The organism is Streptomyces tyrfis, assembly GCF_037034285.1.
Lineage (GTDB): Bacteria > Actinomycetota > Actinomycetes > Streptomycetales > Streptomycetaceae > Streptomyces.
Map to the genome: position 1 here is coordinate 23,507 of NZ_JBAGJZ010000061.1, position 19,483 is coordinate 42,989.

18 protein-coding genes and 5 pseudogenes are annotated in these 19,483 nt (G+C 71.2%); 10 read left to right on the forward strand and 13 right to left on the reverse strand.

Going from position 1 to position 19,483, the window contains the following annotated elements; genetic code table 11:
• Positions 1 to 57: 57 nt before the first annotated feature.
• From WA762_RS31860 to WA762_RS31870, 3 genes are all read right to left on the reverse strand, one after another.
• Complete coding sequence (locus WA762_RS31860; RefSeq protein ID WP_335940653.1) at positions 58 to 1,017, reverse strand: hypothetical protein; 960 nt, start codon at positions 1,015 to 1,017, stop codon at positions 58 to 60.
• 100 nt (positions 1,018 to 1,117) lie between these two features.
• Entirely contained in the window at positions 1,118 to 1,279 is a 162-nt protein-coding gene (locus WA762_RS31865; protein WP_335940655.1) for a NucA/NucB deoxyribonuclease domain-containing protein, read from the reverse strand.
• A complete protein-coding gene (locus tag WA762_RS31870; RefSeq protein ID WP_335940656.1) occupies positions 1,234 to 1,554 on the reverse strand; it encodes a hypothetical protein in 321 nt (106 codons plus the stop codon). The genes WA762_RS31865 and WA762_RS31870 overlap by 46 nt, the downstream gene beginning before the upstream one ends.
• 1,021 nt (positions 1,555 to 2,575) lie before the next feature.
• On the opposite strand from WA762_RS31870, the pseudogene WA762_RS31875 reads away from it, so the two are divergent.
• A pseudogene (locus tag WA762_RS31875) lies at positions 2,576 to 2,763 on the forward strand (serine/threonine protein phosphatase); the annotation flags it as partial.
• A gap of 179 nt (positions 2,764 to 2,942) precedes the next feature.
• On the opposite strand, the gene WA762_RS35815 reads toward WA762_RS31875, so the two are convergent.
• From WA762_RS35815 to WA762_RS31885, 3 genes are all read right to left on the reverse strand, one after another.
• Complete coding sequence (locus tag WA762_RS35815; protein ID WP_443080727.1) at positions 2,943 to 3,050, reverse strand: DUF6207 family protein; 108 nt, start codon at positions 3,048 to 3,050, stop codon at positions 2,943 to 2,945.
• 329 nt (positions 3,051 to 3,379) lie between these two features.
• Entirely contained in the window at positions 3,380 to 4,774 is a 1,395-nt protein-coding gene (locus WA762_RS31880; protein ID WP_335940657.1) for a DJ-1/PfpI family protein, read from the reverse strand.
• A gap of 157 nt (positions 4,775 to 4,931) precedes the next feature.
• Positions 4,932 to 6,707: a DJ-1/PfpI family protein gene (locus WA762_RS31885; protein ID WP_335940659.1), complete on the reverse strand. Its 1,776-nt coding sequence runs from the start codon at positions 6,705 to 6,707 to the stop codon at positions 4,932 to 4,934.
• Positions 6,708 to 7,099: 392 nt separating this feature from the next.
• On the opposite strand from WA762_RS31885, the pseudogene WA762_RS35820 reads away from it, so the two are divergent.
• Positions 7,100 to 7,377, forward strand: a pseudogene (locus tag WA762_RS35820) (transposase); the annotation flags it as partial.
• A 343-nt stretch (positions 7,378 to 7,720) separates the two neighbouring features.
• Here the strand turns inward: WA762_RS35820 and WA762_RS31900 are convergent.
• The 3 genes from WA762_RS31900 to WA762_RS31905 all read right to left on the reverse strand — a co-directional run bounded on the left by WA762_RS31900 (position 7,721) and on the right by WA762_RS31905 (position 8,727).
• The gene (locus WA762_RS31900) at positions 7,721 to 7,987 is read right to left on the reverse strand and encodes a hypothetical protein (protein WP_335940661.1); all 267 of its coding nucleotides are present in this window, start codon (positions 7,985 to 7,987) and stop codon (positions 7,721 to 7,723) included.
• On the reverse strand, positions 7,987 to 8,154 hold the full coding sequence (locus WA762_RS35825; protein ID WP_443080728.1) for a toxin glutamine deamidase domain-containing protein: 168 nt from the start codon (positions 8,152 to 8,154) through the stop codon (positions 7,987 to 7,989). Before WA762_RS35825 ends, WA762_RS31900 begins: the two co-directional genes overlap by 1 nt.
• A 180-nt stretch (positions 8,155 to 8,334) precedes the next feature.
• Positions 8,335 to 8,727: a hypothetical protein gene (locus tag WA762_RS31905; RefSeq protein WP_335940663.1), complete on the reverse strand. Its 393-nt coding sequence runs from the start codon at positions 8,725 to 8,727 to the stop codon at positions 8,335 to 8,337.
• 727 nt (positions 8,728 to 9,454) lie between these two features.
• Here WA762_RS31905 and WA762_RS31910 point away from each other — a divergent pair.
• From WA762_RS31910 to WA762_RS31920, 3 genes are read left to right on the forward strand one after another with little or no spacing between them, the layout of a single operon-like run.
• Positions 9,455 to 10,600, forward strand: a complete 1,146-nt coding sequence (locus WA762_RS31910; RefSeq protein ID WP_335940665.1) for a phosphocholine cytidylyltransferase family protein — start codon at positions 9,455 to 9,457, stop codon at positions 10,598 to 10,600.
• The gene (locus WA762_RS31915; protein WP_335940667.1) at positions 10,593 to 11,990 is read left to right on the forward strand and encodes a Mur ligase domain-containing protein; all 1,398 of its coding nucleotides are present in this window, start codon (positions 10,593 to 10,595) and stop codon (positions 11,988 to 11,990) included. Before WA762_RS31910 ends, WA762_RS31915 begins: the two co-directional genes overlap by 8 nt.
• The gene (locus WA762_RS31920) at positions 11,987 to 12,919 is read left to right on the forward strand and encodes an NUDIX hydrolase (RefSeq protein ID WP_335940669.1); all 933 of its coding nucleotides are present in this window, start codon (positions 11,987 to 11,989) and stop codon (positions 12,917 to 12,919) included. The genes WA762_RS31915 and WA762_RS31920 overlap by 4 nt, the downstream gene beginning before the upstream one ends.
• A gap of 40 nt (positions 12,920 to 12,959) precedes the next feature.
• On the opposite strand, the pseudogene WA762_RS31925 reads toward WA762_RS31920, so the two are convergent.
• The 3 genes and pseudogenes from WA762_RS31925 to WA762_RS31935 form a co-directional block, all read right to left on the reverse strand.
• Positions 12,960 to 14,471: pseudogene (locus tag WA762_RS31925) on the reverse strand (UDP-N-acetylmuramate--L-alanine ligase); the annotation flags it as partial.
• A complete protein-coding gene (locus WA762_RS31930; protein ID WP_335940671.1) occupies positions 14,468 to 15,241 on the reverse strand; it encodes a hypothetical protein in 774 nt (257 codons plus the stop codon). The gene WA762_RS31930 and the pseudogene WA762_RS31925, both read right to left, overlap by 4 nt.
• 399 nt (positions 15,242 to 15,640) lie before the next feature.
• On the reverse strand, positions 15,641 to 16,042 hold the full coding sequence (locus WA762_RS31935) for a DUF8189 domain-containing protein (RefSeq protein ID WP_335940673.1): 402 nt from the start codon (positions 16,040 to 16,042) through the stop codon (positions 15,641 to 15,643).
• A gap of 460 nt (positions 16,043 to 16,502) precedes the next feature.
• On the opposite strand from WA762_RS31935, the gene WA762_RS31940 reads away from it, so the two are divergent.
• The 3 genes and pseudogenes from WA762_RS31940 (at position 16,503) to WA762_RS31945 (ending at position 17,687) form a co-directional block, all read left to right on the forward strand.
• A complete protein-coding gene (locus WA762_RS31940; protein ID WP_335940675.1) occupies positions 16,503 to 16,805 on the forward strand; it encodes a transposase in 303 nt (100 codons plus the stop codon).
• 47 nt (positions 16,806 to 16,852) lie between these two features.
• A pseudogene (locus tag WA762_RS35830) lies at positions 16,853 to 17,068 on the forward strand (IS3 family transposase); the annotation flags it as partial.
• Positions 17,069 to 17,138: 70 nt separating this feature from the next.
• On the forward strand, positions 17,139 to 17,687 hold the full coding sequence (locus WA762_RS31945) for an IS3 family transposase (protein WP_335940682.1): 549 nt from the start codon (positions 17,139 to 17,141) through the stop codon (positions 17,685 to 17,687).
• A gap of 37 nt (positions 17,688 to 17,724) precedes the next feature.
• On the opposite strand, the gene WA762_RS35835 is transcribed toward WA762_RS31945, so the two are convergent.
• A complete protein-coding gene (locus WA762_RS35835) occupies positions 17,725 to 17,940 on the reverse strand; it encodes an LmrA/YxaF family transcription factor (protein ID WP_443080729.1) in 216 nt (71 codons plus the stop codon).
• A gap of 40 nt (positions 17,941 to 17,980) precedes the next feature.
• On the opposite strand from WA762_RS35835, the pseudogene WA762_RS31950 reads away from it, so the two are divergent.
• Positions 17,981 to 18,388, forward strand: a pseudogene (locus WA762_RS31950) (IS5 family transposase); the annotation flags it as partial.
• Positions 18,389 to 18,725: 337 nt separating this feature from the next.
• Positions 18,726 to 19,232 carry a hypothetical protein gene (locus WA762_RS31955; protein ID WP_335940677.1) on the forward strand — a complete coding sequence of 169 codons (507 nt, stop codon included), beginning with the start codon at positions 18,726 to 18,728 and terminating at the stop codon, positions 19,230 to 19,232.
• The last annotated feature ends 251 nt before the right edge of the window (positions 19,233 to 19,483 follow it).

Genomic DNA, 19,483 nt, shown 5'->3' on the forward strand with positions numbered 1-19,483 from the left:
GAACTGTCCTTCGTCGACGCGGACGGGCCAGGGGCCGAGCAGGTGGGTCATGGGTGTCTACTTCTTCCCGTGCATCCACGTCTGGACGAGGTACTCCTCGCCGTTGGCCGTTCGGCGGGCGTGGACGCGGATGCCGTACTGGCGGGGGCCGTGCAGGGCTGTGTCCTCGTGCTCTTTCGTGGGTCCTTCGGCTGAGCAGAGGACCAGGTGGCCGGTGGTGGAGCGGACGACGGCTTGCTCGATCTCGTCCCACTGGAGCGGATCGGGCCGCGGGTCCCGGTCAGTGGGATGCAGGGTGACCGTCACGGTGCCGGACTGCGTCTGGGTGGTGATCAGGGCCCAGTCCTTCTCGGCCGAGAGGAGACCGGCCGGACGTGGCCTGGCCTGCGTGTCGGGGTCTCGCAGGGAGAACGTCCCGTCGGTGACGGTGACGGTGACGGTGAGCGGGCCGACCCAGCCGTCCAGGGACCACTTCGCGCCCCGCTCGTTCATCGCCGCGAGCCGGGTGCGTAGCGCGTGGCCGACGGTGTCGGTGGCTTTGTGCACGGTTTCGGGGGCAGCTGGGGCGGGCCAGATGTGGAACAGGTAGTGCTCGTCGGTGGGTTTGGAGTTGCGGCGCCGGCTCGTGCCGGGCTGGGAGTCGCGGCCTCTGGCGTGCAGGCGCAGCCGGTAGGAGCCGGGGCCCTGGTGGGCGATGTTGAGGTCGAGGGCGTGCTCGTAGGAGCCGATGCGGGCGTGGCCGGTGGTGGAGGTGAAGGTGGTGTCGAGCACCTCGTCCCAGGTGCTGGTGTCGAGGGCGGGCTCGGTGTCGAAGAGCTGGGCTTCGAGGTGGACGTTGCCCTTCTTGATGCCGGTGTGGATGCCGGCGGCGTTGCGGGTGACCGCGATGAGCCCGTTGGCCGGCTCTCCGAGCGGCGGGTGGATGTCGGGGCTTTCGTCCGCGTCCGGCTCGGTGGGGTCGATCTCGAAGCGGCCGTTCTCCACGAAGAGTTTCATGGACTGGGACGCGTGGGGCATCGCGGCCACCCTTCAACTCGGTTGTTCGGGCCAGCCTATGCGGCGGCGGTGGGGGTGACCGTTCTTTCCTGCCACGGGGCCGGCCACCCGGATCGTGGGGCTACTTCACCTTGACGAAGAAGCCGTCGCCGTCCGTGATCCGGTTGTTCCCGTAGAACTGGTTGAGCCGGGTGCCGGCCTTGCTGTTCTGCTTGGCGTTGATCATGCGGTGGCTGCTCAGGCCCTTGGACTCTTCCTTGCCGCCCTCACGGGTGGATGCCATGGGTACTCGTCGCAGGACTTCCCCTTGGGCCGGGTGTACTTCTTCTTGCAGACGATCGACCGGTTCTTGTCGATCTTCTTCTTCGTGGTCAGGCGGTGCAGGGGCTTGGACAGGCCCGGCTTGCCCTTGACCTTGCGCTGGGCGTCGTAGACGTGCTGGGCGGCTTCCTTGACTGCCTTGTCCTTGCGGGACAGCGTGAAGCTCGGCAGCCAGGAGGAGTAGACGCAGCCGGGCTTGCCCAGGTACTTCACATGGTCGCAGCGCAAGCCGCGCATGGTCACTGGTGTGCTGTTGTCCGGGGACGCGCCGGGGACGCTGATCGTCGCGACGGGAACGGGCTTGTGGATGACGGTCTTGTTGCCCGGCGAGTGGATCTTCCAGGTCGCGGTGTAGGTCTTGCCCTTCTTCAGACTGCCCTTGACCGCCTTGGAAGGCTGGCAGCGCCGGGACCCCTTCCCGCGCGTGATCTTGGTGTTGACGCTCGCCCCGCCCTTGGCGACTCCGGACGCGCTGGTGATCTCGATCTTGAGTGCGGCTCCGGTCGTGCGACTTCGCGTTCAGCTTCTCGGACTGGGTAGCAGTTCCGCCCATCCGGCCGCGGACCTTGCCCCGCGTGTCGATGACCGTGAGCGTGAAGGGCTCACTGGTGCTGCCGCGTGTCCGGGTGTAACTGGTCTTCGCCTTCTGGGCGGAGAAGCCGGTGATCCCGAACGAGACGACGGACCGAAGCCCCTCGCCCCCCTGCGCGGTGGCGGCGGGAGCGGACTCGACGGACAGCCCCGTGACGAGAAGAGCGCCGGCCACGGCTATGAACGGTGCCCTGCGAAGCGTGGTCCTCAAAAACACGCAGACAAAGCCCTTTCAGTGTGACGGCCAGTGACCTGACCCCGAATCGGCGACCTGCGGTGCACCTGGGACGACCAGGCCGACGACGCGCCCGGCAGCACGCCCCGCTTACGAGACGGCGGCCCGGGCGGCGTCGCCGGACGTGAAACTACGCCCAACCCACACCCACACCACAGCCCTCACAACCGAACGGTCAAATAGCGAGTGCGAATGTCTTGTTTCCATCCTTGATGGCGGGAGGTTCACGTGATCGATGAACTGACGATAACCCATTTCCGCTGAATTGAAGGCATTTGAGTGGCTGGTCGAACACCTCGAGGGTCGAATGCATCAAGACTGTCCTCTTCTGGAAACACTCAATTGCCAGTGCGAATCGCTGTTCCGGTGGTATGAGGCACCGCCCACACCCCTCCAGTCGAAGGGGGCAGCACCGCACCCGGCCTCACCTGACCGCCGCTGGAGGGGCTCTGCGACGACGTCCTGGACATGCTCGGCTCCCGCGACCGGGGCGGCGACGCGCGCTCCTCGCCGCCCGGTTCGACGGGATCGCGCCCAACGACGTCGCGTACTGGCGTCTGAGGCCGGAGGACACCGCGCCGAACCGGGCGCGCCGGCCGGCCCGGCGGGCACGTTCGCGGGCGTCGGAACGACGTCGGCCAGCTCGGGCACCGGCACCGTGCCGGCGCCAGGATCCGCACGGCGCGCACGACGGTGCGGCCTGCTGCCTTGTTGGCGGCCGCGATAACACGGGTCTGCTCCAGGCGGGCCTTCGTCGCCCACGCCGAGGCGGCGTGCTCAGCAGCCGCAGTCTCACCGCCTACGCGTCGAATGGCTGGCGCATATCCAGGTCGAAGCGCAGCCGTACGCCGGGCTGGCCCACATCCCGTGCCGCACAGATGCGCCACGGTGGTGACCGGGGTGGCACCGTGTCGAGCGTGCCGGACGAGTCCGCCCTTCGGCAGGCCCTCGCCGGAGCGACCGAAGGGTTCGGCCGCCCGGCGGCAACGGGAGGCTGTCTTCACGGCGGCGGGTCCGACGACCAACGTGGCCTTCGAGGTGACCACGGTCGACTTCCTGGGGAAGCTGGTGCGCGCGGGACTGGACATCGGGATGATGCCGGAGGCCGCCGCCAGCACACCGGTTGCAGGACGCCCCGCAGCGCGTCGAACACGTCGTGTGGAACGCACACGGAACGTCTCCAACGGCCAGGGCATTCCTACAGGCCCTGAGGATCGATCCGCACGCATCCTGCGGCTACGCCGTGGGGCGCCGCCGTCGAACCGTGTGTCGGATCGCCGTCGGTGCCAGCCCCACCCCCACGCTCACAACGACCGCCGCCGCGGCCAGCAGAGTGGACCGCCAGGGCCAGGACGCGCCGGTCAGTTCCAGGTGGGCCGAGGGGTACTCGGAGAACTTCGCGGTGACCAGCGCCGTACGACGGTCGCTGTGCTCGGCAAGGTCCCGCAGCACCGGATCGAAGCCGAACTCCCCGGACCGCCGTCCTCCGCCGGGCAGTTCGGCGGCGAGCCCGTTGCGGCGGGCCCAGCCGCCCAGCGTACTGCCGAGGCCGGAGGCGTTCTTGACGCCGGGCACCACGAAGCGATCCGCCCCGTGGGCGCCTCCCTTCGCCGGCCGGGTGACGAGGACCAGGCCGTGGCGGGTGGTGACGGTGTCACCGGCGCCGATCACCAGCGTCCGGGTGGCGAAAGAGACTCCGCCATATCCCTCGAAGGCGGCGGCCGCGTCGATCTCCTCGACGCCGTCGACCAGGCCGATGGCCGTGGTGGGGCGCAGCCACGGGAACGCGGCGTTGAGAGCGTACGGGAGGTCGCCGAGGGCGAGATGGTTGGCCGGTATCGTGGTCGGTCCGTCCGGAGTCCAGCCGGGGTAGGACAGGCCGGTTCCAATACGGGTCGCCTCCGCCTTGCCGGCCAGTTCCTCGACCGACCGCAGCGCACCCACGGTGCCGGAGGTGACGCCCGCGGTGGTGGTCACCCGCCCGTCCTCGACGTAGCGCCGCCCGCGCTTCCAGCCGACCTTCGGGTAACTGCTTTCCAGGGAGTCGATGTTGGACCAGAACGACGTGGCGTCGCGGTCGTCGAGCAGACCGGAGGCGGCCAGCAGCTCGGAGCCCGCGCACACTCCAAGGATCCGGGCGCCCTTGCGGTGGCGTTCGACGATCCACCGACGCAAGCGCTCCTCGCCCGCGCCGGTGGGGTCGGACACGGCGGGCACGACCACCACGTCGGGTTCCGGCAGAGTGCCGTCCGCCACCTCGGCCAGCGTGTGGTCGGGCAGCAGATGGGCGCCGCCGGACAGCGGGGAGACACGGCGTTCGGCGGCCACCGTGTAGACGAACATTTTCCGTGACTCGGCGAACACCTGGTAGGGCGCGAGTACATCGGTGGCCACGGAGCCCTCGTTGCTGACCGCGACCGCCACCGTGATCCTGCCCTCCGGCACCGGCCGGGCGGCCGGCCACACCCTGGCATCGGATCTGCGGGGGGCGGCGGCGAAGCTGTCGGCCATCGACGCGCTCACCCCCGCGAAGGCGATCCCCGCGAAGGACGCGGCCGCCAGAGCCGTGCCCAGCAGTACCCAGCCGATACGGCGCAGCGCCCGGTGCCCCTTGCGTGCCCCGGAACTCATCTCGAACAAGACATACCTCAACAATCCGGGCACGTTTTGGCAGCACTGTGCCGTCGACCCTCGTGGAAACGGGAAACGGGAAACGGGAAAAGGGGAAAGGGGAAGCAGCGGGGAAAGCGGTCGGGAAAGAGGCCCTTCGCTGAGGAGGCCGGGCCCGTCAGGCAGTCGGCCGCAGTGGTGCGCGCAGCAGCGAGGGCGGGGCTCCGAAGGCGTCGGCGACCACCCGGCGCAGCTGCCGAGCGTCACGGAATCCGCACCGGAGCGCGACCGCCTCCACCGTCAGGTCGGTACCGGACAACAGGGTGCGGGCCCGCTCCAGCCGCAGTTGCCGCTGGTAGGCGAACGGGGTAATGCCGGTGGCCGTGGTGAAGGCGCGCGTCAGACCGCGCGGGGACAGCCCGGCGATGCCAGCGAGTTCACGCAGGGTGAAGGCGGCGTCCAGATGCTGCGCCAGATGGTCCTGCACCCGGTGCACCGCGGGCTGGACATGGTCGCGGTGCCGCAGGAACGGACTGATCTGTGCCGCGTCCCCGTCCCGCCGCAGATACAGCACCAGTTCACGTGCGACTCCCGCGGCCAGTTCCGGGCCGCGCTCCCGCTCGACCAGGGACAACGCGAGATCGATCCCCGACGAGATGCCCGCACTGGTGCTGATCCGCCCGTCGTGCACGTAGAGCGCGGCTTCACGCACCCGGGCCCGCGGGTACCGGTCGCGCATCGCTGAGGTGAGCGACCAGTGGGTCGTGCACGCCCTGCCGTCCAGCAGCCCCGCCTCCCCCAGAACCACTGCACCGCTGCACACGGACGCCACCCGGGCACCCGCGTCGTGGGCCTCGCGCACCCAGCGCACCACGGCGGGTGCCACCAGCCGGTCGGATCCGGTCAGCCGGGGACCCGGCACGAGCACCAGATCACCGGCTGCTGCCCGGCTCGCCGGCAGCGATGCCAGCCCCGCCAGTCGCAGGCCTTGGGCGGACCGCAGATCGTCCGCCTCGGCGACGTACTCCAGCTGGTAGCCGCCGCCGAGATGCGCCGCAGCGTCGAACACCTGCACGGGACCACCGAGGTCCAGCAGATTCACCTCGGGCAGCACCAGTACCAGCACCCGCCCGGTACACCCGTTCATCTCCTCGCTCACCCCGCCACAGTAGGCCGCCACGAACCGCCCGCACGAGGTCTCCCAGGGACGGACAGTGGACAGATCTGGTACTGGTACTCCTACGGGGCTGGTCCCTGAGGTGCCGATAGTCGAGGGGTCCGCAACGACATCGGATTCGGGGGAGGCCCGGCGGCTCAGCTCACGCATCGCGGCGATCTGCCGCTCCACCGCTTCCGCGACGGCCGGGTCCACCTGGGAGGGCCGGACAGCCTGGCGGTGCGCTTCCATCGCACGGCGGTAGGCGTCCGGCGGGATGCGGCGTTCCACCGGTGCGGCAGGCGTGGTCGGCTGTGGGACCGGGTCGGCGGCCGCTGCGGCGGGGCCGGTCTTCATGGGCGCGGGCGCCAGGACGTGCAGGGCGCGGACGTTCGCCTCCGGCACCTGCTGGTTGGCCGCCGCGATCAGCTTCGGCGCGCTCCAGCGCAGCTTCGTGCCGACTGCCGGGGCGTCGGGGACGACGTCCAGGCGGCCGGTGTCCGCGTCGAACGCCACGGCCTTCATGCGGCCGGTGAGTTCGGGCACGACCGCGGCGAGGATGGCGTCGAAGTCGGCGAGAACGCTTCCGCCGGCGGCCGGGGCGACCATGCCGCGCTCGGTCATCATCATGCTGATCGCCGCGCCGAGCCCGAGCGGCTCGCGTCCGCCTCGCTGCACCACGGCGGTGCCGGTACGTCGCTTCGGCTTCTTGGCGGTGGCACCGTTCTTCTTCGCCGTCTCCCGGGCCGCGACCAGGGCCTGGCGGGCGAGGTCGACGCCGCTCAGCTCGGTGGTCATGCGATCACCGTCCCGGTGGAGTCGTCGTCCAGCGGGGGGGCGGCGAGCCCGGGCAGCCGGTCCGTCCACGGCGCGGCCGCGGCCTTCGCGGTCCGGGCGGCGGCCTGCTCGCGCGGCTGCTCCAGCCGTGTGGCCAGCAGGTGCTCGGCGGTGCGCTCCCGGGCCGCGGTGGCGGCCTTCGTCGCGGCGGCGATGGCGTCGGCGCCGTTCGGGTTGTGCTGGAACCAGCGGCGCCCCCGCTCGGTCTTGTACGCGCGCCGGGCCTCCGCCTCGGCTTCCTCGGTCCGTCCGAGCCGTCCCAGGGCGCTGCTGCGGTACTCCGGCAGTGCCTGCTCCACGGCCTGGAGGGCGGTGTAGGCGAGCGCGGACGCCGCGGCGATCGACTCTGCTTCGACATCCGCGCCTACGCCGCCGAACACCTGGGGACCGACGGCGCCGTTCTCGTCGTCGACGAGACGGGCTTTGTGAAGAAGGGCCACGCCTCCTCCTCGCCCTGGCCACCCGTCGGGGACGGGCCCTGATCGACCGCCGGCTCTACCTGCCCGAGCACTCCTGGTGCGCTGATCCCGAACGCCGCCACGCGGCCGGGATACCCGACGAAGTGCAGTTCCAGACCAAGCCCCGCCTGGCCGGGCAGATGATCGCCGCCGCGAGATCACCTCGACCGGGTACCGGTGTCCCCTGTACGACGGCGGCGCTGACGACTCGTGGACGAACCGCAGGTGCGGCTGACCGCCCAGCAGGGCCGCAGCGCCGAGCATCACCGCCCCAGCTGTGTCGCCGTCGAGTGCAGGGCGGCGAGCTTGCTCGGGGAGCCGGTTCGCCCCAGGGCACGGCTGCGGCCTGCTCGGTGCATGCAGCCCTGCTGCTCGCCAGCTGTTTCAGCCTCGCCGTGAACAGGCACTCGGCAATGCGCTCCCGGGCAGTCCTCGTGAAGCTGAACTGTCCGCTTCTGGGGCTCGCACAGTTACCCTGCTCCCCAGCGTGGTGATGGGGAGCAGGGTTCTGTTCCGTCAGAACAGATCGAGGTCGGCCGCTTCCACAGCGCCGAGCAAACGACACTCCCCAGTCTCTGCATTTACAGCCACGTAGCCGATTCCAATTGCCATATCGCGAGGGTCGCCGCTACGGATAAAGGCAACCGACTGGCAATCGAACATAATTTCACTTCCTACGTGAGCGTGTTCACCTTCCATGAGAGCCATCGGCATGGACTCGCTGTGCACGGTCTTTTTCAAGAAATCCGCCGCCAGCCTGGAAGCCTCCTCTATGCTCAGCATTAATTCGTCCTTAGGAGTGAATAGTTTCTCCAGTTGAGCTCAGCCTGCCCCTGCTGGCCGTCCAAGAAAATCACATCTCCCTTGATGTTTACGACGTTGAAAACATGCGCGTTGCGTCCTCGAACTCCATAGATAATCCCTCTCGCGCCGCCCCCGATCTCCCTCATCTCCTTTGCTCAATTTTCGCCGACAAACTCGACACCGTCAGCCAGGAACCCAGCACACGGTCCGCATCACGCTCGACGACGGCGCCCCCGTCGGGGGCGATCCGGACGGGCCCGCAGCGGAAAGAGGAATGACCGGCGAGTGACGTCGGTGGGCGGCGACACCGGCCGCCGCCCACCAGATCACGCCGCTTGCCCGGCCGTCCGCGGCGGGCCGGCACGTTCCGCGCGGGCGCGGCGCAGCGCGGCGGCCCCGGTCGTCGCCGCCTGGCGGCGGCACAGGATGCGGGCGGTCTCGGTGGTGATGTGTGCGGTGCCCATGTCCGGAGTCCAGATGTCGGGGAAAGCGTGGGCGCTGCGTGCACGCAGCGCGGCGGTCTGCCGTTCGACGGCGGCGGGGATATCGGGGTCCGTCCGGTGCGGTGGTGCGGCCTGGCGGTGTGCGGCGAGCGCGCGGCGGTAGCCGTCCGAGGCGGTCTCCCGGGTGCGCACCGGCCCGGGGGGCGCGGCCGTGGGCTCCGGAGCGACGTCGGCCGGCTCGGGCACCGGCGCCGTGCCGGGCGCCAGGATCCGCAAGGCGCGGGCGACCGTCCGGCCCGGCCCGCCGACTGGTTGGCGGCCGCGATGATGCGGGTCTGCTCCAGCCGGGTCTTCGTCGCCCGGGCCGCCGACTTCGGGCATGCTGTGAGCTGGCCGGAGTCGGCGTCGTAGGCCACGGCGGCGACGTGCCCGACGAGCTCGGGGGCGATGGCCGCCCACCGCTCGCGCAGCGTCGCGCGGGCAAGCCCGAGCTGCGGATGTTCGCCGAGGAGCACTGGCAGCTCGCTCACTGGGCCTACGCCGCCGCCACCGGCCGGTGCGGCCCGCCCGACTGCCCGCCGCTGCTCTCCCTCGCCCAGCGCACCCTTCGTCAGGCCCGTGCGGCGGCGGGCCGCACCTCGACGGACCGCCAGCCCGCAGCCCGCCGCGCCGCCGCCCGCTTCACCCCCCGCACCACTGATGCCGCCTGTTCCGCGGAGGCCCGCCGCCTGCGGCCGTCCTCGGACCGCCAACGTCAGCGCCTCCCGGCCCGGTCGAGTCGGCCGAGGTGCCCGTTGAGCCCGCGCCCCCGGCACGTCCACCGGTCCCGCCGCGCCCCTCGACGCCGCCCCAGCCGCCCGCCCGGCGCCGCCGCCGACGCGCGCGGCGGGGCTGGTGGCCGTTCGGCCGGCGGCGCTGAACTGCCACGGTCCTCAGCGAAATGGGCCTGCCCCGGCAGCTCCCCGCCGGAAGGACCCGGCTTCGTCCTCGATGCCCTGGAGAGGTGGCGCCGCTGGGGCTGGACGCGGCCGGGCTGGAGGCGTTCTGCCGCACCGCGATCACCGGCCGGGAGCACGGCAAGGCCCTGTACGCGTCATGGGTCAGCGCCGCGCTCGAAGCCGTACGCGCCCAGGGGCTGGCCGGAGGCATCTCGGGCGATGAAGTCCGCTATCTGCGCGTGGACGAGGTCTTGGCCGGACGTCCGGGCCGGTGGCCGGGGTTGGTGGCGCGGCGTCGGGCGCATGCCCGAGTGCGCGCGCTCGTCGAGCTGCCGGACGTGATCACGGGGCCGGATGTACTCGACTGCTTCGCCCGCGGGCAGGGCCGGGGACGTTCCATGCGTGCCGTCATCCTCGCCGCCGGCCGGGGCTCACGCCTCGGCCCCCTGAGCGACTCCCGCCCCAAACCGCTGCTGTCACTCGCGGGCATCCCGCTGCTGACCCGCCTCCTGCACAGCCTGAACATGGCCGGGTGCCATCTCGCCACCCTCGTCACCGGCTATCGGGCCGGCGAACTCGCCGCGCACGTGTCCCACGCCTGTACCGTGCACAACCCGGACTGGGAACACGCGAGCATCGCCGCCAGCCTCCTGGCCGCCGCCGACGCCGGCGCCCTCGACCACGGCGCGATCGTCACCTACGGGGACATCGTCGTCGAGCCGCGCGTGTTCACCGCGCTGATGGCCGCGCCGCCCGCGGACGTGTGCCCGCCGGTGAACACCCGGTGGCTGCCGTTGTGGCAGGCCCGGATGAGCGAGGTACTCGACGACGCCGAGCGGCTCCTGACCGCCCCAGACGGACGCCTGCTCGCCATCGGCGGCAGGCCGTCCGGACTCGGCGAGGTGCACGCCCAGTTCATGGGCATCCTGCGGCTGAGCCCCGCCGGCGCCCGCGACTTGACCGCCTTCTACCGGGCCGCCGTCGCCAAGGATCCGGCCGCGGCCGGCTGGGACACCACCACCCTGCTCGCCGCCTGGCTCACGGCGGGCGGGCGCGCCACCACCGTGCCGGCCTGCGGCGGCTGGCTGGAGATCGACACCCCTCACGACCGCGACGTCTACGAACAGCTCCACGCCGACGGCCGCCTTGCCGGCCTGTGCGACCTGAGCACCACCGTGCCCGCCCTCGAAGGAGACGCCACCGATGTCTGACACCCCGCGCCCGCTCGCCGGACGGCACGTCCACTTCAACGGCCTGGGCGGCAAGGGCATCGCCCCGGCCGCCGCCCTCGCCCACCAGGCGGGCATGCGCGTGAGTGGTGACGACCTCGACTCCAACCACCGCACGCATGCCCTCAGCGGCGAAGGCGTCGATGTCACCCTCGGCACCAACACCGCCCCCACCGGCGCCGAGTACCTCGTCGCCACCGGCGCCCTTCCCCGCGACAACCACAGCGCAGGTCCGCGGCGGATGGCCCGGCTCGCGTTCGTCCGGCACCTCCTGGCCGCCCACGGCAAGCGGCAGATCGCCGTCGCCGGATCGCTCGGCAAATCCACCGCCGCCGCCCTGCTCCACCGCGTCCTCGCCCCGCTGAACCCCTCCGCCTATATCGGCGCCGACGTCCCCGGCCTGCTGTGCGGCGGGCAGCTCGCGGACGGCGAGTGGGCGGTCGTCGAGGCGTGCGAGTACCAGGGCGCCTACCGGGCGCTCGCCCCGGAGATCGTCATCGCCCTGAACCTCATCCAGAACCACGAGGACGTCTTCGGGCCCGGCACCAGCGGTTTCGAGCGCAGCCTCGCCGGCTTCCTCACCGAAGCGCCCGTCCCACCGCGCCTGGCCGTCCTGCCCGAGGAGGTCGCCGCCCTCCTCGCACCCCGCCTGGCCGGCCACCGGGCCCTGACCCTTCAGACCGTCGGCGAGGACGCCGACTGGAGCATCGACGTCACCGCCGCCGACCCCACCGGCACCACCTTCCGCCTCGCCCAGCACGGCACCCACGCCGGCACGTGGACCGTGCCCGCCGCGGGCCGTCACCTGGTCACCGCCGCCGCCTGCGCCCTGGTCACCTCCCTGCACCTCGGCATCGCTCCCGCCGACAGCGCCGACGCGCTCGCCGGCTTCCGCCTGCCGCGCCGCAGGATGAGCACGATGCACCACGACGACCACCTCGTCCTCGTCGACGACAACGCCCGCCAGCCCGGCCAGGCCGCCGCCCTCCTCCAAGCCCTGCGCCAAGCCCACCCCGACCGCCACCTCGTGATCGCCGTCGCCCCCTGGGGCCGCAAGAACCAGCGCGACGTCCCCGCCTGGGCGCTCGGCCTGTCCGAGGCCGACACCGTCTGGGTGCTGCCCGTCGGCGACGCCGCCGTCCCCGGCGGCGAAGCCCCCGACGCGAACGTCCGCCTCACCGAACTCATCCGTCTGGAGGGCACCCCCGCCTACGCGATCAGCGCTGGTGGCGACCTGCCGCTCCCGCCCGACCGCGACGGCAAGGGCCTGCTGGTCGCCACCGCCGGGTACGACGCCAGCCCGGCGGCGTTCTCCGCCCTGCACGACCAGGCCATCGCCGCATACGGCGCCGACGCCACCGCCGTCGCATGAGCACCGTCACGCTGCTCGCCGCCCGGGCCGACGGCCGGCTCATCACCGGCCCCGACGGCTCCCCGCCCGCCGCCCTGTCCCGGGCCGGGGGTATCCAGGCGGCGCTGCACGACCTGGCCGAAGCCCTCGGCCTCGACCCCGACGGCATACGGCTGACCGTGACCGACACCACCAGCAGCAGCGCCGTGCACCACGTCGCCTGGTGCGGGCCACTGCCCGACCCCGGCCCGCTGCCCGACGGGTGGCGCACGGTTCCCTTCGGCCAGCTCCTGACCGCCCTGCCCCCGGCGGCCCGGGCCAGGGTGCGTACGGCGGCCCGTACCGGTCTTCTCGGCGAGGCGGCCGCGTACCTGAACGACGGTCTGCGACCCGGCGGACGGCCTTCGAAGTCCGAACGCACTGCTGCCCGCTTCTCCTGGCACGCCCGGACCCCCACTCCCGCAGAGGAACAGACCGTGCGTCAGGTATGGGGATGGCTGACCGACCCGCGCGGCCGGGTTCTGGTCGTTGTCGACCACCACGGCTCTCCGGGTCTTCCCGGCGGACGGCCGGAGCGCGGCGAGACCCGCGAAGCGACGCTCGCCCGCGAGTCCATGGAGGAAGCAGCCGCCCGCCACGGCCGGCCCACCGTGCTCGGATTCCAGCAGGTCACCGAGGCCGGACGACCGCCGTATCTACAGCTGCGGATGACCGCGCCGCTCCTGGAAATCGGGCCGGCCGCGCCTGATCCGGACACCGGGGAGACCTACCGGCGCGTCCTCGTCCCCGCAGCGCACGCCAATCTGCTGCTCGGCTGGGGCCCGGAAGGCGACGCCCAGGCCGCCGCCGTCCGGGCCGCTCTCCCCGGCGGACATGGCTGCGCCCTGCGGCACGTCCCCGAGACGGGATGGGTGCCGCAGGGCGCGGACGGGGTGTATGAGGTCGGCTGACCAGGGGCTCGGCGAGGGCGTTGACATCGCCGGCGCCGATCAGCATGACCACGTCGCCGTCGGCGGCCTCGTCCAGCAACAGCCGGGCGAGGTCCGTCCGGCCGGGCGACACCCGCGTCTGCGGGCCCCGGGCGGCGACGTCGGCGGCGAGCTGCTCGGCGACGTGCGTCCACTTCTCGGGATTCTCCCGGGCCGGGTAGACCGGCTCGACCCACGCGAGGTCCGCCGTGGCGAGCGCGTCGAGGAACTCGGTCTGGAACTGCTGGGTTCGGGAGAACAGGTGCGGCTGGAACACCGCCAGCACCTTGCTCCCCTTCGCGACCTGCCGGGCCGCGGCCAGCGCGGCGGCCACCTCGACGGGATGGTGGGCGTAGTCGTCGTACACCCGCGCCCCGGCCGGCGCGCGGCCGCGCAGCTCGAACCGGTGCGCCAGGCCCGGGAACGACAGCAGCGCCGCTCGGATTCCCTCGGGCGCGCAGCCGCGGGCGAGGGCGACCTCGACGACGAGGGCGGCGTTGTGGAGCTGGTGGACGCCTGGCTGGTTGACCTCGTAGTCCTCGCCGTGGAGGCGGAACCGCATCGGCTCACCGTCGACGAGCTCCGGCTCGACGATGGTCATCTCGGCCACGAACTGCGCCAGGTGTCCGGCGGCCTGCGCGGAGACGATGGCGTTCTTGGCGTTGGTGGCGAACTCGCCGAGCACCTTCGCCACGTCGGTGATGTCGTGGTAGGCCCCGCCGTCACCGACGTGGTCGAGGTCGACGTTCGTCACGACGGCGGTGTGAACCTGGTAGTTCAGCAGGCTCTTGTCGGATTCGTCCGCCTCGATCACCAGCGTCCCGCCGGCACCGGCCGCCGCGTGCACGCCCGGCGGGCGCAGCAGCGCGCCGACCACGTAACTCGGGTCCTTCCCGCAGACGGTCAGGACGTGCGCGAGGAGTGCGGCGGTGGACGACTTGCCGTGCGCGCCGCCGACCGCGACCGTCTCGTGCAGGGCAGTGAACTTGGTCAGCAGCCCCGAGCGGTGCATCTCTCCCAGGCCCTTGCGGCGGGCCTCGGCCCGCTCGAGGTCCTCCGGCCGGATCGCGCTGGAGAACACCACCTCGGCCGGAGCGTCCGGCACGTGCGCGACGTCGTGGCCGATCCTCACCCCGCTCACGCCGTTGCGCTCCAGAGAGGCGGTGTAGATGGTCTGCTTGGCGTCGCTGCCGGTGACGTGGGCACCCAGCTCCCGGGCCACGAGGGCCAGACCGGACATGCCGCACCCCCCGATCCCGATGAAGTGAAGACGACGGCCGGCGAGGGGTTTACGGGCATCTGGCGTGTCCCGGAGTCTACTGGCGCACCACCCTGTTCCGGCGGATGTCAAGAAGGCCCGCAGGGCGCGCCTACGCTGAACCGCATGGACTTCTCCGCGGCCCTGGAACTGCCCAAGGGCGGGCGCCCAGGCCTCCCTCGGCGAGTTCGAACAGGCCACTGCCCGCCTGGACGCGGTACTCGCGCTGCGCGGCTTCGACCTGCTGTCGATGGCCCGCGCGACGGCCGCCTTCATCGGTCGGCGGCGGCGCGGTTGCGCCGGTCCAGCACCTGCTCGCAGGTCAGGTCCTCAAGGACCAGCTCCTGGTCGTCGTCGACGTTTGCGACCCCGGGGCTGGGACGGCGACGGCCGGACAGGGGCGCGGGAAGCACGGCCGGAGCCGCCGGCGCGACCGGAACCTGGTCCTCGGCATGCGCGGCCGCGGCTTCGGCACGGGCCAGAGCTGCGGCGGCCTGCCGGGCACGGACCTTCTCCCACTCGTACGCCTTCGCCCACGTCCTGGCCGTCACGTCCTGGTGCAGCTGCGTGACGGTGGCCGCCCGCCGCTCCGCCTCCGAGGCCCTGGGCATCGCGGCGCCGACGGCGGCCGCGACTGCGCGGCGCTGGTCCCGGCGGTCTTCCTGGCGCTCCGCGCAGCGCGGGCAGTCCCGGCCGGAGTCGAGCGGCGCCCGGTCGTCGCAACGGGCATCGCCGCACTCCCGGCGCTGCGGCAGGCCACGGGCCAGCAGCCAGCCCACCGGCTCGGTGATCTGGCCGCCGGCTCGCAGCTGCTCGGCCAGACGCCGGGCGAGCCGGTCGGCGAGGACCTGCGGTGCATCCGCACGGCCCGCGTAGCCCTCCACGGTCTTCGGCTCGGTGCGGGTGCTGGAGGCCACCAGCTGCCGGGCGCCCGACTGTTCCAGCCGCGCCCACGCCAGGTCGACCGGTGCCAGGACGGCCCGCAGATCCTCCGGCGGCAGGGGCACCCTCTCCCGCTGCGGCCTGCCCTGACCCTCGCCGTCCACGCCCCGCGCCGGGGCGCTGGCCCTGGACGAGTTCGACGCCCAGGCCAGCCGCTCCGGCGCCTTCGAGGACCGCCTCGACCGTACCGAAGGAGGCCGCGAACCCGGCGGCCCGCGACGGGCCGTTGGCAAGACAGGGCCCGGCCGCGGGTGCGAGGGTCCACGTCGAACGGGGGCTGGAGGACGGTGAGGTTGCAGTGCCCCATGGAGCCACGGACCGTCCGGTCCGCGGGGAGGTCCAGAATCCGTTGCTGTTCATGGCGGCAACGGTCGTGGCGCGTCGGCGCCCGCACGTCCGTGTGGCCTATGCGCCGGGCTCGTATGCCCTTACCGCAGAAGGTACTTGCACCCCGGGGAAGCTTCCGCCCCGCGGAGGCCCCGCCCAGGGGCGGGGCAGGGGTGTCAGGCCGGGTCCGGGAGGTGGCTCCAGCCGGTCCAGTTGCCGTTGTGGTCACGCCAGTTGGCCCACAGCCAGCCGTCGGTCCCCTTGAGGACGATGGCGAACTGGTACGGGTTCACATGTTCCGTACGGATACCGACGCCGCTGCGCCACTCGCCGCCCATGGACGTCCACGAGGTCCAGTTGCCGGAGGTGTTCGTCCAGCGCGTCCACACCGCGAGGTCGGTGCCGATCGCGAATTCCTGCTTCGTTCCGTTGGAGAACGTGTAGACACTCACGCCGTACTCGCAGATGACGACCCCGCCGCCCACGTTGCAGTGGCTGAGCGCCTGCGCCGGGGCGGCCGAGACGGCCACGCCCGCTACGACGGCGGCTGCGAGGAGAGCAGCCTTGAACTTCTTCATCCCGAATCCCTTTTCGTTCGAACGCCACGCCACGCCACGCCGTGCCACGCCCCGGCAGCCGGGCCCGGTGTGGTCCGGACCGGGCCCGGCGCGGCCGTGACACGAAGGCCCGGCCTGTCGGCGCGCCCCCACTCTTCAGCTCTCCGCTGATGTCCCGCTGACGTTTCACTGACGCCCACGAACCTCGGCGTCCGCACTGTCCGCTGCCTCACTGGTGGTGTCCGGCGGCTCGGCGTCCTGATCAAACTTGACATGAACGCCCTGAGTGTTTCCACTTCCTCCTCGTTCCAGCACAATTCCATCACTTCCGGAGGGCATGTCCCGCCGGATCGCGAGGCTGGATACGGTCCTGTCTTTCTGAACCACCCTTGGGGGAAGCCGTGAGAACTGAGCTGTACTGAGATTTGTGGAGTCCCTGATGCCAGGGTTACGGTCCTGGCGAAGGGGATCCACCAGCACCATGGCAGCACCCCGTAAATATCCGGACGAACTGCGCGAGCGCGCGATTCGCGAGGTCCGCGCCACCGGCCGCCCGATCGCACACGTCGCGAAGGACCTGGGCATCCACAAGGAGGCCCTGCGCGGCTGGGTCCGTCAGGCCGAGGCCGACCGCGGCGAGCAGCTGATCACCGCCGAGCTGGACGAGCTCAAGCAACTCCGTGAAGAAGTAGCGGAGTTGCGGCGGCCGAACGAGATCCTGAAAGCCGCCTCGGTGTTTTTCGCCCAGGAGATCGACCGTCCCCGGACGAGGCCGAGCAGGTGATCGACCACCTGCGCGAGAGGGGCCTTGGGGTCGATCCCGTCTGCCGGGTGCTGGAGCTGTCACCGTCGACGTACTTCGCCCGCAAGAAGCGGCCGAAGTCGGCCCGCCGGCTCCGGGACGAGCAGCTCATGCCGCTGATCGAGGAGGTCCACGGGGAGTCGGGCGGCACCTATGACGCCCGCCGGATCACCCGCGCGCTTCGGCGCAAGGGCCACGGGGTGGCCCGCTGCACCGTCGAGAGGCTGATGGCCGAGCTGGACCTGAAAGGGCGTCATCCGTGGACGGCGGCGTCGGACCACGATTCCGGAACCGTCGGCGCCGCGTCCGCCGGACCTGGTCGACCGCGACTTCACCGCCTCCCGGTCCGATCGGCTGTGGGTCGCGGACATGACGTATGTCCGCACCTGGTCGGGATGGGCGTATGTGGCGTTCGTCCTGGACGTGTACTCGCGGATGATCGTCGGCTGGCGGTTCGCGAACCACATGCGGACCGAACTCCCTCTGGGCGCCCTGGAGATGGCGCTCTGGCGGCGCCGGATCAAGAAGGACTCCGGACTGATACAGCACAGCGATCGCGGTCCGCAATACGTATCAATTCGGTATACCGACCGGCTCGCCGACATCGGCGCCTCCGCCTCCGTCGGCTCCGTCGCGGACTCGTATGACAACGCGATGGCCGAGGCGCTGAACGGGACCTTCAAGGCCGAGCTGATCGAGATGCAGGGTCCCTGGAAGGGCGTCGACCAGGTCGAGCGGGCGATCTTCCAGTGGATCACCTGGTACAACGAAGAACGCCTTCACTCCGCGTTCGACTACGTACCGCCGACCGAGTACGAGGAAGCCTTCTGGCGCAGCCAGGAACAAACCCCGCAGTCCGCCTGAACCAATCAAGATCGGACTCTACGAAACTCGGGGCAGCTCAGTAGGCTGCAGCGGCCTCGTTGAGCGCAGCGCGGATCAGGATCTCCAACTGCGCGGACACTGTTTGCAGTGGTGCCACGGAGCGGCGCACACGAGCGAGCAGTGTCGCGCCTTCATATGCGGCCACCACCATCGTCGCCAACGCGGTCGCGTCCTGTCCACATCGCTGCCGCCGTCCAAGGCGGGCGTCCCGACCGGGCAGCCGTCGGTCCATTCGGAGTCGGCCAGCTTCGCAGCCATGAAGTCGAACAATCGACCGAGCCCGGCCGGGCAGCAAGCATCACGTCCTCGTCGACGGGCGGGGCATCCCGCTCGCGGTGTCGCTGACCGGCGGAAACCGCAACGACGTCACCCAGCTGCTGCCGCTGCCGGCGAAGGTCCCGTCCGTGGCCGGCCTGGTCGGCAGGCCGAGACGGCGGCCGGACACGCTGCTGGCGGATCGGGGCTACGACCACGACAAGTACCGCCGCCTCGTCCGGGCTCAGGGCATCAAGCCGGTAATCGCCCGCCGCGGCGTCCCGCACGGCTCCGGCCTCGGCGTTCACCGCTGGGTCGTCGAGCGGACGATCGCCTGGCTGCACGGATTCCGACGTCTACGCGTCCGCTGGGAACGACGCGACGACATCCACGAAGCCTTCCTCGGCCTCGCCACCTGCCTCATCAAGCTGGCGGAGTATGGTTCCTGGTCGACTGTCTACGGCGTGTTCCAGCGTTGGGCGGCAGCCGGGACCTTCTGGCCGCTGATAGACGTGTTGATCGCCGAGGCTGCGGCCCGCAACAAGGAAGCGAAGGTGACCTGGCGCAAGTGCGACAGTCAGGTCACCCCGGGTGATGTGGTCTTCTGGAAGTTCAAGAGCAACAAGCCCATCCAGGACGCGGCCGTGGTCATCGCCATGTCTGGCAGCAGCGTCACCATCGCGCAGCACAACAGCAATTACCGCACGTCGACCATGGCAGCTGCCCGTAGCCGTAACCACCCCTACTCAGTCTGGATCGCCCATGTCACTCCGCGCTGGTAAGCGCACCACCGCCCTCGCCGGGGCCGCGGCGGCCCTCGTCGTGCTGTGCGTGGCTGCCGTCTGGTGGTTCAACCGCACCGACGACACTCCGTACGCACTCGCCGCCTCGCCGAAGGTGAGCGTCGTCTACGAGGGCGAGCGTCCGCCCGAAGAGGTGCGTACATTCCTGACGGTGTTCGTCCAGCGCCTGGCGAACGGGGATGTGAAGGGCATCGACGAACTGCACGACGGCTACCCCGACGGGACGGCGGTGACCCGGGAGTCCTCGGACTTCCTGAGTCCCCTCGCCGCGGCGGCAGCGGATGGTCCGGTCACGGCCCGTACCGAACCCGTACGCGACAACCGGCCGATCCTGCAGCGTCTCAGGTCACCTCAGGGCGGCACGTCCGAGGCAGAACTCACCCTGACGGGCGGCAAGCACGTACACATCCAACTGGTCAGGGAGCACGGTGTGTGGTGGGGCTACGCCCTCGCCCCGACCGGCTGATCCCGGGCCCTGCCCGCGCCGAGCCCCGCCCCTCAGCCGCATCACCGGCAGCAGCCCGGCATACGCGATCAGATTCGGGTCATCGAACGCAGCGGAAACCGCTGCCGGAGTGTGGGAAACTTGCCTCTACGAGGTGCCTTGCTGATCGTGCGTGCTGGAAGCGTCAGAACTCCCATCATCGCAGGTCAGCAGGCCCCTCTTCTTGATTGCCCATCCGCAGGATGCGGGGCACTCGGTGGATCGAGGCTAAT